This window comes from Mycobacterium sp. IDR2000157661, from assembly GCF_022317005.1.
Lineage (GTDB): Bacteria > Actinomycetota > Actinomycetes > Mycobacteriales > Mycobacteriaceae > Mycobacterium.
The window spans coordinates 3,609,165-3,626,099 of record NZ_CP081006.1 but is presented as its reverse complement, the minus strand read 5'-3'; the positions used below and the strand labels follow the sequence as shown (position 1 = coordinate 3,626,099).

General features: G+C 66.5%; 11 protein-coding genes and 1 pseudogene. 5 read left to right on the top strand and 7 right to left on the bottom strand.

The genetic code is table 11. From position 1 onward, the window contains the following. Window positions 1-64: 64 nt before the first annotated feature. From K3G64_RS18715 to K3G64_RS18705, 3 genes and pseudogenes are all read left to right on the top strand, one after another. Window positions 65-1,304: pseudogene (locus K3G64_RS18715) on the top strand (IS256 family transposase). Window positions 1,305-1,464: 160 nt separating this feature from the next. Next, window positions 1,465-2,817, top strand: a complete 1,353-nt coding sequence (gene fucP / locus K3G64_RS18710; protein WP_238886420.1) for an L-fucose:H+ symporter permease — start codon at window positions 1,465-1,467, stop codon at window positions 2,815-2,817. Between the two features lie 26 nt (window positions 2,818-2,843). Then, complete coding sequence (locus K3G64_RS18705; RefSeq protein ID WP_238886419.1) at window positions 2,844-3,968, top strand: substrate-binding domain-containing protein; 1,125 nt, start codon at window positions 2,844-2,846, stop codon at window positions 3,966-3,968. A gap of 255 nt (window positions 3,969-4,223) precedes the next feature. Here the strand turns inward: K3G64_RS18705 and K3G64_RS18700 are convergent, their stop codons facing one another. From K3G64_RS18700 to K3G64_RS18675, 6 genes are all read right to left on the bottom strand, one after another. Further along, window positions 4,224-8,135 carry a bifunctional nitrate reductase/sulfite reductase flavoprotein subunit alpha gene (locus K3G64_RS18700; protein WP_238886417.1) on the bottom strand — a complete coding sequence of 1,304 codons (3,912 nt, stop codon included), beginning with the start codon at window positions 8,133-8,135 and terminating at the stop codon, window positions 4,224-4,226. Between the two features lie 21 nt (window positions 8,136-8,156). After that, on the bottom strand, window positions 8,157-9,545 hold the full coding sequence (locus K3G64_RS18695) for a NarK family nitrate/nitrite MFS transporter (RefSeq protein WP_238886415.1): 1,389 nt from the start codon (window positions 9,543-9,545) through the stop codon (window positions 8,157-8,159). A 217-nt stretch (window positions 9,546-9,762) separates the two neighbouring features. Then, window positions 9,763-10,152 carry a universal stress protein gene (locus tag K3G64_RS18690; RefSeq protein ID WP_238886413.1) on the bottom strand — a complete coding sequence of 130 codons (390 nt, stop codon included), beginning with the start codon at window positions 10,150-10,152 and terminating at the stop codon, window positions 9,763-9,765. A 60-nt stretch (window positions 10,153-10,212) separates the two neighbouring features. Beyond that, a complete protein-coding gene (locus K3G64_RS18685) occupies window positions 10,213-11,760 on the bottom strand; it encodes a tripartite tricarboxylate transporter permease (protein ID WP_238886411.1) in 1,548 nt (515 codons plus the stop codon). After that, entirely contained in the window at window positions 11,761-12,285 is a 525-nt protein-coding gene (locus K3G64_RS18680; RefSeq protein WP_238886409.1) for a tripartite tricarboxylate transporter TctB family protein, read from the bottom strand. Further along, on the bottom strand, window positions 12,282-13,262 hold the full coding sequence (locus K3G64_RS18675) for a Bug family tripartite tricarboxylate transporter substrate binding protein (protein ID WP_238886407.1): 981 nt from the start codon (window positions 13,260-13,262) through the stop codon (window positions 12,282-12,284). The genes K3G64_RS18680 and K3G64_RS18675 overlap by 4 nt, the downstream gene beginning before the upstream one ends. 109 nt (window positions 13,263-13,371) lie before the next feature. On the opposite strand from K3G64_RS18675, the gene K3G64_RS18670 reads away from it, so the two are divergent. Both K3G64_RS18670 and K3G64_RS18665 read left to right on the top strand, forming a co-directional pair. Further along, window positions 13,372-14,994: a sensor histidine kinase gene (locus K3G64_RS18670; protein ID WP_238886406.1), complete on the top strand. Its 1,623-nt coding sequence runs from the start codon at window positions 13,372-13,374 to the stop codon at window positions 14,992-14,994. Next, window positions 14,987-15,655, top strand: coding sequence for a response regulator (locus tag K3G64_RS18665; RefSeq protein WP_238886405.1), 669 nt, complete (start codon window positions 14,987-14,989; stop codon window positions 15,653-15,655). The genes K3G64_RS18670 and K3G64_RS18665 overlap by 8 nt, the downstream gene beginning before the upstream one ends. Here the strand turns inward: K3G64_RS18665 and K3G64_RS18660 are convergent. Beyond that, complete coding sequence (locus tag K3G64_RS18660; RefSeq protein ID WP_238886404.1) at window positions 15,641-16,927, bottom strand: HNH endonuclease; 1,287 nt, start codon at window positions 16,925-16,927, stop codon at window positions 15,641-15,643. The two genes, K3G64_RS18665 and K3G64_RS18660, sit on opposite strands and share 15 nt — an antisense overlap. Window positions 16,928-16,935 lie beyond the last annotated feature (8 nt).

Sequence of the window (16,935 nt, the reverse complement as noted above, 5' to 3'; positions counted from 1 at the left end):
TGAAGGTCATCGCGTGATTCTTCGAGAGACCCGTCAAAGTCACTCGAGCACAGGAATCAACGCGATGACCACTGCCCACGATATCGACCTGCCCACCCTGTTGGCCGAACGACTCACCACCTGCCACCCCGACGTGCTGCGCGAGCTGTTGGCCACGTTTATTCACACCCTGATAGGCGCGGAAGCCGACGCGCTGTGCGGTGCCGGATACGGCCAGCGCAGCACCGAACGCACCAATTCCCGCAACGGCTATCGGCACCGCCAGTTCGACACCCGGGCGGGCACGTTGGATCTGGCGATCCCGAAGCTGCGCCAGGGCTCGTACTTCCCGGACTGGCTGCTGGAACGCCGCAAACGCGCCGAGCGGGCACTGACGACCGTCATCGCGACGTGCTACCTGCTCGGGGTCGCAACCCGGCGGATGGACAAGCTCGTCGGGACGCTCGGGATCACGTCGCTATCGAAGTCACAGGTGTCGGTGATGGCCAAAGAACTCGATGCCGCCGTCGAGGCGTTTCGCACCCGCCCGCTCGATGCGGCCCGTACACGTTCATGGCTGCCGACGCCCTGGTCCTGAAGGTGCGCCAGGCGGGCCGGGTGGTCAACGTGCACGCCTTGATCGCCACGGGTGTCAACGCCGACGGGTACCGCGAAATCCTGGGCATCGACGTGTCCACCGCCGAGGACGGCGCAGGCTGGTTGACGTTCCTGCGGTCGCTGACTGCCCGCGGCCTAAGCGGGGTCAAACTCGTCACCAGCGACGCCCACGCGGGCCTGGTGGCCGCAATCGGCGCCACCTTGCCCGGGGCGGCCTGGCAACGCTGCCGCACCCACTACACTACACGACCAACCTGATGGCGATCACCCCGAAAGCGTCATGGCCATGGGTTCAAGACGCTGCTGCATCGGTGTTCTACCAGCCTGACGCTGAATCTGTTGCCGCACAGTACGACCGGATCGTCGATGCACTAGCCGACAAGCTGCCCAAGGTCGCCGAGCATCTCGAAGACGCCCGCGCGGACCTGCTGGCGTTCACCGCGTTCCCCAAACAGATCTGGCGCCAGATCTGGTCGAACAACCCCCAGGAACGACTCAACAAGGAAATCCGCCGGCGCACCGACGTCGTCGGCATCTTCCCCGACCGCAACGCCCTGATCCGCCTCGTCGGAGCTGTACTGGCCGAACAACACGACGAATGGGCCGAATCACGGCGCTACCTCGGCCTGGACGTCCTGAGCAAATCACGCGCCATCGGCGAGACCACGACAGAACAGGAGGCCACTCCCGCGGCACTGACCGCCTGAACCCTCACAACGAAGAATCACACGACGACGTCGTACACCACGTCCATGGACTTGACCCCGCGCTTGCAGACAACGCCGAAAGGGCAGCAAGCTGTCCGTCCCTAGTTGGCAGTTTTCCAGATGATCATGGGAAACCTCCGACGTCTGTGATACACCTCGCATGACGAGAGGGGTCCCCTCGATGGTGATGGACAGCCCAGAGGCCAGCGAGCGAGAAGTCCCCGCTGGGACGAAGACATCCTTCCTCTACCCCGGGATGCTCTTCCCGTTCATCCTCCTGGTGTTGTGTTTTGCGGCGTGGGGAGCGGCCGCGAACATGACCGACACGCTGGTCGCGACGTTCCGGCAGATCTTTTCGATGAGCACCTTCGAAGCGACGCTCGTGCAGTCGGCCTACTACGGCGCGTACTTCCTGCTGGCGCTCCCGGCAGCATTCATCAACCAGCGCCTTGGCTACCGGGTCGGAGTGCTGACCGGGCTGGGGCTGGCCGCCGTCGGCGGCTTCTTGTTCCTACCCGCGGCAAACGCGCTCACCTTCGGGTTCTTCCTCACCGCGATATTCGCCCTCGCGGCCGGCCTGTCGATCCTGGAAACGTCGGCGAATCCCTTCGTCATGGCGATGGGGCCAGAGAGCAATGCCACCCGGCGTCTCAATTTCGCGCAAGCGTTCAACCCGGTCGGAGCTAACACGGGCGTCCTGCTCGCCGCGCTCGTCATCGCCCCACAGCTCAGTGCACTCAGCCAGGCAGAGCGGCAGGCGCTGCCTCCCGGCGAGTTGCTCGCCGTCCAGATAGTCGAGCTCAACGCGGTCATGACCCCGTACATCGGCCTCGCGATCGTCCTCGTCCTGATCTGGATGGGGATCGCCATCATCAAGATCCCCCGGCCGCACCCATCCGAGCTGCGCAAGGTGCAGATCCGCGGCCGCGGATCTCGGCTCAGGCGCCTGCTGACCAACCGGCACTACTCGTTCGGCGTCGTCGCGCAATTCTTCAATGTCGCTGCTCAGACCGGTGTGTGGACCTTCACGATCATCTACGTCCAGGATGCGGTCGACGCCACGGCGTCCCAGGCCGGTTGGTGGCTGCAAGCCAGCCTGATCGTCTTCCTCGTGTCCCGGTTCGTCATGGTCGGCATCATGGGATTCGTCGACAGCCGGTTGCTGATGCTGATCATGACTGCACTGGGCGTGGCGCTTTGCTTTGTCGCGATAGCGTCGCCGAACCTCATCGGCGCGGTGGCCGTCTTGGCACTGTCGGCTTGCCTATCGCTGCTGTTCCCCACCATCTACGGCGTTGCGCTCGAGGGTCTCGGCGAAGACAGCAAGTTCGGCGCCGCCGGGCTGGTGATGGCGATCGTCGGCGGCGCCACCATCCCGCTTATCCAGGGCGGAATCGTGGACTCCGCGGGCTCGAACATCTCCTACATCGTCCCCGCCGTGTGCTTCGGTGTTTGCGCCGCATATGCCCTGTTCGCCCTGCGCAGCGCACGCGATGTCCAGGAGGTGGCGTGACGATGGCCCCGACCGTAGGAGATCCTGTGCGCCGCCCCCGAACGACGTCGCTGCGGGCCGTCCTCGCCGGCGTTGTCGCCGTGCTGGCTTTCGGCCTGACATCCTGCGGCGCCCGCGACGACCTCCGCATGATGCTCATCACCAAAGATCAGATCAACCCGTACTTCGTAGCCATGCAAGAGGGCGCGGAGCAGTTCGCCAAGGCGCACGGAGTCGATCTCATGCTCCGGGCCGGAGCCCAGGACGGTGACGAAGAGGGGCAGATCGCCGCCATCGACGAGGCCATCGGGGTCGGGGTAGACGGCATCCTCATCACGCCCAACGGGCCTGGCGTCTATGACGCGATACGGCAGGCGCGCGACGCGGGCATCTACGTGGTCGCCCTCGACACCCCGACCGAGCCGTCCGACGTCGTCGACCTCAACATCGCCACCGACAACTACCGCGCCGGCACGCTGATCGGATCCTGGACCGCTGGGAGGCTCGGAAACCAAGACGCCATTATCGCCCTGCTCGATCTCTTCGACGGCGACGAGGTCTCTCTGGACGGTCTGCGCAACCAAGGGTTCCTGAGCGGAATGGGCATCGACGCCGTCGATGACACCGTCAAGGGCGACGAAGCCCGGACTGGGACCTACCGCGGCGGCGATTACGAGATCGCCTGCCAGGAGCCCACCGGCGGGAACATCGAGGGCGGGCGGTCGGCGATAGAGGTGTGCCTGAACGCCAACCCGGACATCAACATCGTCTACACGATCAACGAGCCCGTGGCTTTCGGCGCGCTAGAGGCACTGGATGCAGCGGGGATCACGGGAGACGATGTCATCGTGGTCTCGGTCGACGGCGGCTGCGAGGGCATCCAGGCCATCGCCGACGGGAAACTCGACGCCACTGCGCAGCAGTACCCGATCGTCATGGCCCGCGAGGGAATCCTGGCGATCAAAGAGGCGGTAGTCGGCGCGACGGACCGGATTGAGATCCCCCAGCGCACTCCGCAGTCGCTTCGCCCCGTCGCTGGTGCCGACGAGTTCGTCCCATCCGAGGAACTCGGGTTCTACGACGCCGGTGTAGAGCTGGTCACCAACGAGCCGGTCGACGGCATATTCAGCATCAACACGGACGCGGCCAGCAAGATATGCTGGGACGACTAGCGTTGTGCGGCAAACGGCCGGTCGGCCTTGGGCCGGGACACTGATTCATCAACCGCTTTCCTAGCCGGTCGTGCCCCGCTCCAACGCCCAGCGATGCTGGAACGCCAATACTTCGGCAGCGATCTCGAAATCGTCGTCATAGTGGGTAATGTCACGTCGGCGCCAGCGTACGATGCGTTCACCCCCTCAATCCCAAGATCACAACCCGTGTCGCAGATGGCCAAGTCCCCCCTCGGACACCATGTGATGAGTCGTCTAGTACACGTCGCGAACGTAGCGCTTGGCCGCCACGAGTTCCCGCTTGTAGTTGTGGGCCTGCTCGTGCGACATCCGACCGTGCGTCTCGATGATGGTGGTCAGCGCGGCGTCGACATCCTTGGCCATCCGGCTGGCGTCACCGCACACGTAGAAATGCGCGCCCTCGTCGAGCCAGCGCCACAACTCGGCGCCGTTCTCCATCATCCGGTGCTGGACGTAGATCCGCTTGGCCTGGTCGCGGGAGAACGCCAGGTCCAGCCGCGTCAGCAGCCCGTCGTCGGCCATGTCCTCGAAGTCGTCGCGGTAGTAGTAGTTCTGCTCCCGGTGCTGGTCGCCGAAGAACAACCAGTTACGCCCGCGGTGCCCGAGCGCGCGCCGCTCCTGCAGGAAGGCTCGGAACGGGGCGATGCCGGTGCCGGGGCCCACCATGATCATCGGCGTGGCACCGTCCTCCGGTGGCCGAAAATGCGGTGAACGCTGAAGGAAGACCGGCGCGCAGGACGCCCGGTCGGCCAGGAACGTCGAACAGACCCCGCCGCGCGCCCCGCCCGCGGTACCGCGGTACCGCACCACCGACACCGTCAGCTGCACCTCGTGCGGGCTGACCAGCGGGCTCGACGAGATGGAGTAGCTGCGCGGGGTCAGCCGGACCAGCACCTGCTGCCATTCGTCGGGATCGGCGTGGACGACGAACTCCTGCACGAGGTCGAGGCCGTTGCGCCCGTGCAGCCACTTGTCGAGTTTGGCCTTCGGTGCGCGCAGCGCCTTCGCGTCGCGGCTGTGGTCGGCGATGAAGCCCAGCAGATCCGGGGTGACTCGGCAGAAGTCGTACTGCAAGATCAGGGCATCGCGCATCGGCCGCTCGACACCGTCGATCTCCACGACATGTCCCGCGGGCACACCCGTCGCCGCCAGCCAGGCGTCGACGACGGCAGGGTCATTGGTCGGGTACACACCGAGCGAGTCGCCGGCGGCATAGCCGACGTGGTGCTCGGAGATGTCGAAACCGAACTGGCGCACCTCTTTCGGCGACGTCGGCGCGGTCAGCACTGTGTTGCGTGACAGCGGCGCCGTGATGGGTCGGGTGCGGGTGAAGGGCTGGGTCGGGGCCGGCGCGGGGGTGGGCGTCGCATCCGTGCGCCGCGGTTCCAGCAGAGCGGTCACGTCGTCGGCCCACCGGCGCAAGGGCTCCTCGTCGTAGGCCTCGCAGTCGGCGCGGTCGAGCAGGCGGGTCGCGCCGAGCGCGGCCAAGCGGGTGTCGATGGCCTTGGCGTGTCCGCAGAAGTCGTCGTAGGAGCGGTCGCCGATGCCGAGGACCGCATAGCGCACACCGGTCAGCGCCGGGGCGTCGGCTGCATCCAGGCGGTGCCAGAACGTGGCGCCGTTGTCGGGGGGTCCGCCGTCGCCGAAGGTACTGGTGACCACCAGCACTTCACCGGCCGCGGCGAGATCGGTCAGCGCGAGGTCGTCCATGTTGACCAGCGACGCTCGACCGAGGCGTTCGGCGAGGCGGGACGCGAACTGCTCGGCGTTGCCGGTCTGCGACGCCCAGACCACCAGCGGCCCGGCACCGACGCGGGCCGGGGCGCCGGTGGGGGCGATGGCCGACTGCCCGGCGAGCAGGCCGTTGATCCACCGCCGCACCTCATCGCTGACCGGTGCGGATGGCGGGAGCACGGGCACCTCGGCAGCGCCTTCGGCCAGCCCGCTGAAAAAGCCTGACACATAGAGTCTCTCGGCGTCCGTGAGCTCCGGAGAGGCGACCGGGCGCAGGCTGACCGCGCAGACCTTGAACTCCGGCTGCAGCGAATCCGGATCCACGGCGTCGCTGGTGAGGGCATTGATGGTGAGATCGGCGCCGTGCTCGTCGTTCCAGTGGAACGGGACGAAGCAGTTGCCGGGCAGCACACGGTCGGAGAGCACCGCGGGCAGCACGGCGCGGCCACGACGCGAGGTCACCTCGACGCGTTGGCCCTCGGCGATGTCGAGTGCGCGGGCGTCGTCGGGGTGGATTTCGACGAACGGTCCGCCGGTGAGTTTGTTGAGGGCTTCCACCCGTCCCGTCTTGGTCATGGTGTGCCACTGGTGTTGCAGCCGGCCCGTATTCAGCACGAACGCGTGCCCGTCGTCGGGCAGTTCGTGGGGGTCGATGTGCGGACGAGGGTGGAAGACCGCGCGGCGCGACGCTGTCGGGAACGCCAGCCTCGGCGCCAGGCCCGTCTCGTCGATGTACAGATCCTGACTCACGCCGTCGTTGAGATAGCGGATCGGGTGACGGTGCGCGGCGTCGGGCGGGCAAGGCCACTGCAGGGGTGCGTCGCGAAGCCGCGCATACGACGCACCGCGAAGGTCATAGCCCGTATCCGGATTCGAGAACCGACGGATTTCGTCGAACACCTCCTCGCTGCTGCGATAGGAGAAGTGGTCACCGAAGCCCAGATGTGCGGCGACCTGGCAGATCAGCTGCCAGTCCGGCCGCGCCTGCCCCGCAGGCGGAATGGACTGCCGCAACAGGGTGAGAGTGCGCTCGGAGTTCACCATCACACCCTCGGATTCGGCCCACAACGCGGCCGGCAACACGATGTCGGCGTAGGTGTTGGTCGCCGTGGTGCGGTAGGCGTCCTGCGTGATGACCAGTTCGGCGGCTTCGAGCCCGGCGATGACCGTCGACCGGTTGGCCACGCTGGCAACGGGATTGGTGCAGATGATCCAGCACGCCTTAGTCTCGCCCGTGACGAGCCGACCGAACATGTCGATGGTGCCCGGACCCACGTCGGACCGGATTGCGCCGGGCGGCAACCCCCATTGCTGTTCGACGAACTCCCGGTCCGCCGCTGAGAGCACCGACCGCTGGCCGGGCAGACCCGGCCCCATGTAACCCATCTCGCGTCCACCCATGGCGTTGGGCTGTCCGGTCAGCGACATCGGTCCGCTGCCGGGCCGGCAGATCGCGCCCGTCGCCAGGTGCAGGTTGCAGATCGCGTTGGTGTTCCAGGTGCCGTGGGTGCTCTGGTTGAGCCCCATCGTCCAGCAGCTCATCCACTCCCCCGCCTCGCCGATCATCCGAGCGGCGAGTTCGATGTCGGCTTCGGCGAGACCCGTTATGGTGGCAACTCTTTCGGGCAGGTAGTCCGCCAGGAACGGGGGCATGTCGCCCCAGCCCTGGGTGTGCGCGGCGATGAAATCGTCGTCGATGTCGCCGTTTCGCACCAGCAGGTGCAGCAGCCCGTTGAGCAACGCCAGGTCGGTGCCGGGCTTGATCTGAAGGAACAGGTCGGCCCGTTCGGCGGTGTCGGTGCGGCGGGGGTCGACGACGATGAGCTTCGCGCCAGTCTTGAGCCGGTCGGCCATCCGCAGGTACAGGATCGGGTGGCAGTCGGCCATGTTCGAGCCGATGACGAAGAACAGGTCGGTGCAGTCGAAGTCGGTGTAGGAGCCAGGCGGCCCGTCGGCGCCGAGGGACTGCTTGAACCCCGTGCCGGCGCTGGCCATGCACAACCGCGAGTTCGACTCGAGGTGCACCGTCCGCAGGAAGCCCTTCGCGAGCTTGGTGGCCAGATACTGCGCCTCGATCGACATCTGTCCCGAGACGTAGAGCGCAACCGCATCGGGACCGTGTTCGTCGACGATCTGTTTCAGCCGCCTGCCGGCCTCGGCGGCTGCATCGTCCACGGACGTGGGGACCGGTTCCGCGTCGCGGCCGGGCCGGACGAATGCTGAAGTCAGCCGACCCTCGTCGGCCCGCATCATCTCGGCGTGTGTGGCGCCCTTGGTGCACAACCGGCCGAAGTTGCTGGGGTGCAACCTGTCTCCGGTGACACGCGCGATGACCGGCTTGCCGCCGTCGGTTGCCGTGTGCACCTCGATACCGCACCCCACACCACAGTACGAGCACGCCGTACGGGTCACGCAACCGTCAACCGTCACCGCTTAGACGCCCGCCTGCGCCATCCGGGTGCCTTTGCGCATGTAGCAGTACCACGTCACCGCGAGCAACACCACGAAGAAGGCGACGTAGAACCGCAGTGCCGGTTCGATGGTGCCGAACTGGGCCTTCGACCACGCGTACGCCAACGGCACGACGAATCCGCCGAATGCGCCCACCGAGGAGATGACGCCGAGAGCGCCTGCCGCCTGCCGGCGCATCTCGACCATGATCTCCGGTGTGCCACCGGCATCTTCGCCCTTGACGCGGAAGATCTTCGAGATCATCCGGTAGGTCGACCCGTTTCCGATACCGGTGGCGATGAAGAGGAACATGAAGCTGACGAAGAAGATCGGCAGGTTTCTGATCTGGACCGACCACAGCCCGACCGCCGCGCCGACCGCGAGCATGAGGAACGCCACCGCGGTGATCCGGGAGCCACCGATGCGGTCCGACAGCCACCCACCGAACGGACGCGCGATCGAACCGATACCCGCACCGAGGAACGCCCACATCAGCGCGATGTCACCGCGATCGAACACCGTCTTGAGCAGCGTCGGGAACGCCGCCGAGTAGCCGATGAACGATCCGAAGGTGCCGATGTAGAGCAGCGACATGACCCAGGTGTCGGGGTGGCGCAGCGACTGCCACACCGGCTTCACGTCCGCCTTGGCCTCCGCCAGGTTGTCCATGAACAGGAAGGCGCAGACCGCCGCCGCCACCGCGAACGGCACGTAGAACAGGCCCGCGTACGACAGGGCCACACCGCCGCCGACCGTGATCACCATAGGGATGACCTTCTGCACGACCGCGACGCCGATGTTTCCGCCTGCGGCATTGAGCCCCAACGCCCATCCCTTCTCCTTCTCGGGATAGAAGAACGAGATGTTGGCCATGGAGGACGCGAAGTTGCCGCCACCGAATCCCGCCGTCGCTGCGATCAGCAGCAGCAGAGCGAAAGAGATGTCGGGATCGGACACCGCCCAGGCGAGTCCTAGACACGGAATCACCAGCAGCAGAGCCGATATCACCGTCCAGTTGCGGCCGCCGAACAACGGTACGGCGAACGTGTACGGCAGTCGCAGGAAAGCCCCGACACCGCTCGGAACGGCGACCAGCCACAGCGCCTGCGTAGTGGTCAGCGCGAAGCCGGACGCGGCCGGACTGCCGTCGGGACCCGCGGTCATCTGAACAACGACGATGCTCCACAGCAGCCAGACCGAAAACCCGATGTGTTCGGCGAAGATCGACCAGATGAGGTTGCGTCTGGCGATGGGTTTCCCGACGGTGGACCAGAACTGGGGATCCTCGGGACGCCAGTCGTCGATCCAGTGCGGCCGGCCGGCGGGAGGCGCAGCGGAAGCGGTGGTGGGTTCGGTCCCCGTAACAGTCACGACTATCTCCTGTAGAGCGTCAGATCGAGCTTTGAGCAGCGGAAATCGGCTTCGATGCGGCTCTGACGCTTCCAGTCGCCTGTTACGGAGTCGGGTGTGGGCTGTTACGCGGCGGGAACGTTGTCCTCAATGTGGGCGGGACGGCGCTGTCAGGCGCGGTTTTCACCGCCGACGCCGTCAGGCAACATGCCCGAAACAATAGCGATGGTCGGTGACGTCACTCGGCGGGTTTGACCGCCAGCACCGGCTTGCGACATTCCAGCAGAAGCCGTTGCGATACGCTGCCCAACAACAACTTGCCGACCGGGTTGCGGTGTCGGATACCGATCACCAGCAGCTCGGCGTCATCGCGGTCCATCTCGGCGAGCAGCGCTTGCGCGGTGTCGACACCGACGGGCTGAGTGAGCTCGTAGTCGACACCGCAGTCACCAAGGTGCTCCTCGACGTCGTGCACCTCGTCCTGTTGGGCGAAGGCCGGGTCGACGTATGCATCGCCGGATGTCGAATTGACCACTCGCAGCGCGGTGTTTCGCCGCTTAGCCTCGGCGATCCCGTGCTCCAACGCCGCCCTGCCGAACCTGTCGGCGCTGTATCCGACGATGATCATTTCTCCTCCCGCAAGCGGTCGTCGGTGATCATTTCTCCTCCCGCAAGCGGTCGTCGGTGATCACGCCTGTTCCGCCTTCTCCCGCTGGTCCTCATCGTCCTCGACGATGAGCAGCGTTTCTTCGCTCCGGTGCATGAGCCGCAACACCAACGGCATCAGCAGCAGCACCGCCATCAGCAGGTAAACGACGATGGCGACGGGTTCGGTGAACAGGCTGGACCAGTCTCCCCCGCCGAGTTGCAGCGATTGCCGCAATTGGCGTTCGATGCGCGGGCCGAGAATGACGCCGATGATCAGAGGCAGGATGGGCAGTCCGAATCTCCGCATCATCAGGCCCAGCAGGCCGAACACCAACAACAGCGCGAGGTCAAGGGCCTGCACGTTGACCGCCAGCGCACCCAGCGTGGCGAAGAACAGGATGCCCGCGTAGAGATACGGTCGCGGAGTGCGCAACAGCTTCGCCCACAACGGCGCCAACGGCAGGTTGATCAGCAGCAGCAGGAGGTTGCCGATGAACAGGCTGGCAATCAGGGTCCAGATCAGCAGCGGTTCCTTCTCGAACAACGTCGGCCCCGGCTGGATGCCGTAGGACACGAACGCGGTGAGAATCACCGCCGCGGTGGCGTTCGTCGGCAGACCGAGTGAGAGCATCGGCACCAAAGTGCCTGCGGCCGAGGCATTGTTGGCCGCCTCGGGACCGGCGACACCTTCGATCGCGCCCTTGCCGAATTCGGCGGCGTGCCCGGTGCGTTTCGCCAGCCGCTTCTCGGTGATGTAGGACAGGAACGTGGGTAGTTCGGCGCCGCCGGCGGGCAGCGCACCGAACGGGAAGCCGTAGGCGGTGCCGCGCAGCCACGGCTTCCAGGACCGCTTGAAGTCTTGACGTCCCATCCACGGCCGTCCGACGGGAATGACGTCGGCCGGACGGCGGCGCAGATGCGCGGCGACCCAAAGAGCCTCGCCCACCGCGAAGATCGCGACCGCGACCACCACGATGTCGATTCCGTCGGACAGTTGCGGCAGTCCGAACGTTGCGCGCGGCTGGCCGGTGAGGAAGTCGATGCCGACGATGCCTATCGCCAGACCGAGAAACAGCGAGATGGCGCCGCGCAGCTTGGACGCACCGAGCACCGCGGTGACCGCGACGAGCGCGAACAGCATGATCGCCAGATATGACGGGGCGCCCAGTGTCACAGCGAATCTCGAGATCGGCGGCGCGAAGGCGGCGAGCAGAGCGGTGCCGATGGCGCCCGCGACGAACGATCCGATGGCGGCCGTCGCGAGGGCTTGTGCCGCCCGGCCCGCCTTGGCCATCTTGTTGCCCTCGATCGCGGTGATCACCGACGACGATTCACCCGGCGTGTTGAGCAGGATCGAGGTGGTGGACCCGCCGTACATACCACCGTAGAAGATGCCGGCGAACATGATGAACGCCGCGCTGGGGCTGACGTTGTAGGTGATGGGCAGCAGCAGTGCCACGGTCATGGCAGGGCCGATACCGGGTAGGACGCCGACTGCGGTGCCCAGCAGCACGCCGATGACGGCGTAGAGGAGGTTCATCGGTGTGACGGCCTGCTCGAACCCCGACAGGAGCATGGTGAAGTCCATCTACAGAATCCCATCCAGAACACCCGCGGGCAGCGGGATTCCGAGCCCGGAGTAGAACGCGTAGAAGCTGATCAGGGACAGCGTCGTTCCGATGACGATGTTGCGGACGTGATGGCGGTTACCCAGCACCGCCGCCGCACCCGCGAAGAGCAGCGTTCCGGTGATGACCCACCCCAGTGGATCGACCAGGACGATCACCGCCACGAACAGCCCGACCAGCATCCCGACCGTGCGCCAGTCCCCCGGCGTGCTGGGGTCGACGTCCTCGCCGGCGTCGGCCTCGCCGACCGATCCGCGGCCGATGGCGACGGCGAGCACGATGGCGAGCAGCAGCAGAACGACGCCGATCACCATGGGGAACAACTTGGGTCCGACCGGATCGACCTCGGCGAAACCCGCCTCGAGGGTGAGTGCGTCGTAGATGAGGAAGGCGCCCACGGCCACCATCACGACGCAGACGAGGTATTGGGCCGTGTCGGTGGTCCTCTCGGGGACGTCGCGGGTCTTGTCTTCGGTGATGGTCATAGCAGTCCCAACTCGGTGAGGGTCGAGGAAACCCGGGCGTCCTGTTCCTCGAGGAACTGCTCGAACGCCGCACCCGTGACGAACGCGTCGGTCCAGCCGTTCTTCACCAGCGCCTCCTTCCACTGCGCAGTGCCGTGAAGCTCCTCGAGGATCGCAATCATCGCCTGCCTCGTCTCTTCGGAAATGCCTGGTGGGGCGATGATTCCGCGCCAGTTGGAGAATGTGAGATCAATGCCGGCCTCTTGGAGGGTGGGCGCGTCGATGCCCTCGACGCGCTCGTTGCTGGAAACCGCGAGGACGCGCAGTTGGCCCGAATCGATCTGGTCGATGAACTCGCCGGGACTCGAGGTGCCGACCGTGATCTTCTTGCCCAGCAACGCGGTCAGCAGATCACCGCCGCCGTCGTAGGTCACGAAGTTCACTTTGCGCGGATCGATGCCCACGGCCCGCGCAGTCTCCATCGGGAACAGGTGGTCGGGCCCGCCGGGTGACGACCCGCCGCCGATGGTCACCGAGGCTGGATCGGACTTCCACGCCGCGACGAAGTCCTGCACTGTCTTGAACGGGGAGTCGGCGGGCACGAACAGTGCGCCTGGATCCTCGATCATCTTGGCCAGGGCCGTCGCGTCGGACGCCTTGATCCGCGAGCCATTGGTGTAGGTGGCGCCGACGACGCCGAGGCCCATCATCATCATCAGGTCGTCGTTGCCGCCCTCGTTCATCAGCCGGGCCATCGCGACCGTGCCGCCTGCACCGATGACGTTGAAGACCTCGACACGACCGGTGATGTCCTGGTCTTCCATGATCTTCACCGCGGTGCGCGCCGTCAGGTCGTATCCGCCGCCGGGGCTGTTGGGCACCATCATGCGCAGGCGGTGCAATCCGCCTTCGTCACCACCGCGGGTGACACCACAGGCGGTCAGCAGCAGCGCCGCGACCAGGGTGATGACCACCAGGGTCGTTGTTCGCGTCTTCACGAGGTCCCCAATCGGTTGTGATGCTCAGCAATACTGGACCCGGTCAGTGACGCGCGTCACTGATGAGTACGCAAAGGACGTATTGGTCATTGAGAACACCACTGTGAACATGACGCCTGCACGGTGGTCGCCGACCCGCAGCATCCGAAGCCTGGCCAGCCAGTTCCTGGTGTTCCAGCTCCTCGTGGTCGCGGTGGTGCTGGTGGCCGTGGCCGCCGTGTCCGTCGCGCAGTCGACCCGAGAATTCCGAGAGGTCAGGGGTCAGCGGATGATCGCCGTGGCCGAGAACATGGCCTCGGCGCCGATCGTGCGGGACCGCTACGCCGATCCCTTCGCGTCGCGCGTCTTGGCCCCCGAGGTGGACCGGGCCGTCGCACTCTCGGGTGCCGAGGTCGCCGAGATTCTCGACCCGGGCGGCGTGGTGCGCGCGTCGTCGGACCCCTCCCGGATCGGTGCACGGGTCGACCTCGACACGAGCCGCGCCGACGAAGGCAGGGCCTGGTACGGCGACGCGGACGTGGCCGGAGTGCACAGCCTCGTCGGGCAGGTGCCGATGCTCGATATCGACGGCCGCGTGTTGGCCGTTGCCTCGGTCAGCGAGCCCTATCCTTCGGTGTGGCAGCTGCTCGGCGGCGCCGGTGAACGGCTACTGGTGTATCTCGGCTTGGGTGCAGCGCTGGGGATGCTGGCGTCCTGGCTGTTGTCGCGGAGAATCAAACGCCACACCCGGGGGCTGGAGATCGCCGAGATCGCCGGATTGGCCGATCATCGTGAAGCCCTGTTGCACAGCATTCGCGAGGGTGTGGTGGCGGTGAACAACGAGGGCGACATCACGTTGCTCAACGACAGCGCACAGGAACTACTGGGGTTGTCCGGCGACGCGGTCGGACGCCCGGTGGACAGCATGGGCTTGGATCCGGCGGTGGTCGAGTTCCTGCTGTCCGGCGAGGATGGTCGCGATGTCGTGATCGCCACCCGGACGAGGGTGTTGGCGTTGAACCGGCGGGCGGCGACGAGTCAGGGCCGGCAGATCGGTACGGTGACAACGATGCGCGACAGCACGGAACTCGCTGCGCTGCAAGGTCAGCTGTCGTCGCACAAGAGCGTGACGGATACCCTTCGGGCGCAGACGCACGAGTTCGCCAACCAGTTGCACACGATCTCCGGTCTGGTCCAACTCGGAGAGTACGACTCCGTGCGGGACCTGATCGGTGCGCTGACGCGTCGGCGAGCCGAGATCAGTGACGCTGTGACACAGGCTATCTCCGATCCTGCCGTGGCCTCGCTGTTGATCGCCAAGACGACGCTGGCCGCGGAAAGCGGTGTGTCGCTGGAGATCGACCCCGCCTCACGGCTCGGGCTTCTGGAGCCGGCGCTGGCCACCGACGTGATCACCGTGCTGGGCAACCTCATCGACAACGCGGTCGACGTCTCGGTGGGTTCGAGCGCCGCTCGGGTGACGGTCTGTGTGAACGACGAAGACGGCCTCACCGTATCGGTACTCGACTCCGGACCAGGAGTGCCCGAGCATCTGCGAGAAGAGATCTTCGCCCGCGGCGTCACGTCGAAGCCGCACGTTCCCGGCGGACGCGGGATAGGTCTTGCGCTCGTGCGACTGGTGACGGCCCAGCACGGGGGCACGGTGGTGGTGGACAACGGCCCCTCGGGCGGAGCACGATTCGTGGTGCGCCTGCCGGCGAGTAGCACAGCGGAGAAAGCCGAGCATGCGTGACGTGCTGATCGTCGACGACGACTTCATGGTCGCCGAGATCCACCGGCGTTTCGTCGATCGGGTGGACGGTTTCCAATCCGTCGGTGTCGCGCGCACCGGCGTCGAGGCACTGTCCTCGGCGATGGAAATGGAGCCCGACCTCATCCTGCTCGACGTCTATCTGCCCGACATGACGGGACTCGACGTGCTGCAGCGGTTGCGCGGTGACGGCAACCCCGTCGGCGTCATCATGATCACGGCGGCCCGTGAACTGGACACCGTCCGGGGCGCACTGGACGGCGGGGCAGCGGACTATCTCATCAAGCCGTTCGAGTTCGACCAGTTGAAGGCCAAGCTGGAGGCGTTTGCGCAGCGTGCCTATGCGCTCGAATCCGCTGCGGGAGTGGATCAATCGCTGATCGACTCACTGTTCGGGAATCCGGGCACCGGCCGACCGGCCATGCTGCCCAAGGGATTGGGTGCCGAGACGGGCAGGCTGGTGCTCGACGCCGTTCGTGACGCGGGTGAGGTCTCGGCCGCCGAATGCGCGGAGTTGGTCGGCATTTCCCGGGTCAGCGCCCGTCGCTATCTCGAACATTATCTGAGCACCGGCGCTCTGGAGTTGAGGCTGCAGTACGGCGTCGGGCGACCGGAGCGTCGATACTTCCTACGCGGCGTGTAAGGCCGTGAGCGCGATCGCGATGCGGGCTTCGACTTCGCTGACGTCGATGGCCGGTGGGCCTGGTGGTTGGGGTGCCACCGAGTGGTGGTGTGCGCCGGTGGGGGTGATGAACTCGGCGTGGTGCACGCCGTCGACTTCGCTGGTGTGGACCTGCCAGCCGGGTGCTTCTTTGGTGTAGTTGCACTGTTCGCAGGAACCGAGGCCGTTGAGGACGTGGGTGGGTCCGCGGCGGTGTCGCGGGACGGCGTGGTCGGTGTGGCGGATCGGGGCGTTGCAGTAGGGGGTGCGACATCGCTGATCGCGCAGGGCGATGAAGCGGGCCAACCCTTTCGGGAAGCGTCTGGCTCTGGATTCCATGGCCACCAGCGCCGCGCTGGCGGGGCGGCGGTAGAGCCGCCGCAGCGTGGCCTGCGAGCGCCGGTCCAGGCCCGCTGCGGTGATGAGTTGGCGGGCGATCTCGGCCGGGATGGGCCCGTAGCCGTCGAGGACCGCGGGGCTGTCGTCGCCGCCGAGCAGTGTCTGATCGGCCATGACCAGGTTCACCGCGACCGGTTCAGCGACCTCAGCGGGCCTGCCGGTGATCCGCTGGTAGGCGGTGTCGGCCATCACCTGCCCGCGGGTGCGCTCGTCGACGGTGGTGTCGGCGTGGCGTTTGAGCGCCGCGTACACCCCGACGCCGTGGGCGACCGGCAGCAGCACGGTCACGTTGGTCATGCAGTCGGGTGCGGGCCGGATCGTGACCGTGCGGTCGGCTGCAGCCCTGGCCGCGCGCTCGACCACCGCGTGCGGGTCCAGGCGGTAGGCGATCGTTTTGGCGTGCGCCTCGATGCGCTTGTCGCCTTTGCCCTCCAGCGCGGCGGCATCGGCGCACATCTCGGCGTCCAGGGCGCGGCGGTCCTCGACACTTAGACACGCCGATTCGCGCACGATCAGGGTGGCCCGCCATTCGGAGAGCGCCCCGGATTCCAGGGCGGCCAGCGTGTGGGGCATCTCGTGGACCAGGGCTTTGGCCAGCCCGAGGTGGCGGCCCCCGCGCACCGGGGCCTCGCGGCGGGCCAGGGCGATCTCGCCGGCCAGCCCGCGCCCACGCCGGGCGGGCGGGATCCCGGCGGCGGCTTCGGCGGCGCGGCGGCGGGTGTCCAACAACGCCGCCGCGCGGGCCTGACCGGCCGCAGCGGCCGACTTCACCCGCTCCAACCAGGCGATCCGCTCCACCAACGCCGCCTCGTCAGCGGTCTCCTCGACCACCGCCAACCCCGCCGCATCGAACATATATGCGA

What these genes read in the sequence shown, in the direction of transcription:
- K3G64_RS18690 (WP_238886413.1), bottom strand. Translation starts at nt 10,152, where the DNA reads ATGATCATCGTCGGATACAGCGCCGACAGGTTCGGCAGGGCGGCGTTG.
- K3G64_RS18660 (WP_238886404.1), bottom strand. Translation starts at nt 16,927, where the DNA reads ATGTTCGATGCGGCGGGGTTGGCGGTGGTCGAGGAGACCGCTGACGAG.
- K3G64_RS18670 (WP_238886406.1), top strand. Translation starts at nt 13,372, where the DNA reads ATGACGCCTGCACGGTGGTCGCCGACCCGCAGCATCCGAAGCCTGGCC.
- fucP (WP_238886420.1), top strand. Translation starts at nt 1,465, where the DNA reads ATGACGAGAGGGGTCCCCTCGATGGTGATGGACAGCCCAGAGGCCAGC.
- K3G64_RS18665 (WP_238886405.1), top strand. Translation starts at nt 14,987, where the DNA reads ATGCGTGACGTGCTGATCGTCGACGACGACTTCATGGTCGCCGAGATC.
- K3G64_RS18680 (WP_238886409.1), bottom strand. Translation starts at nt 12,285, where the DNA reads ATGACCATCACCGAAGACAAGACCCGCGACGTCCCCGAGAGGACCACC.
- K3G64_RS18685 (WP_238886411.1), bottom strand. Translation starts at nt 11,760, where the DNA reads ATGGACTTCACCATGCTCCTGTCGGGGTTCGAGCAGGCCGTCACACCG.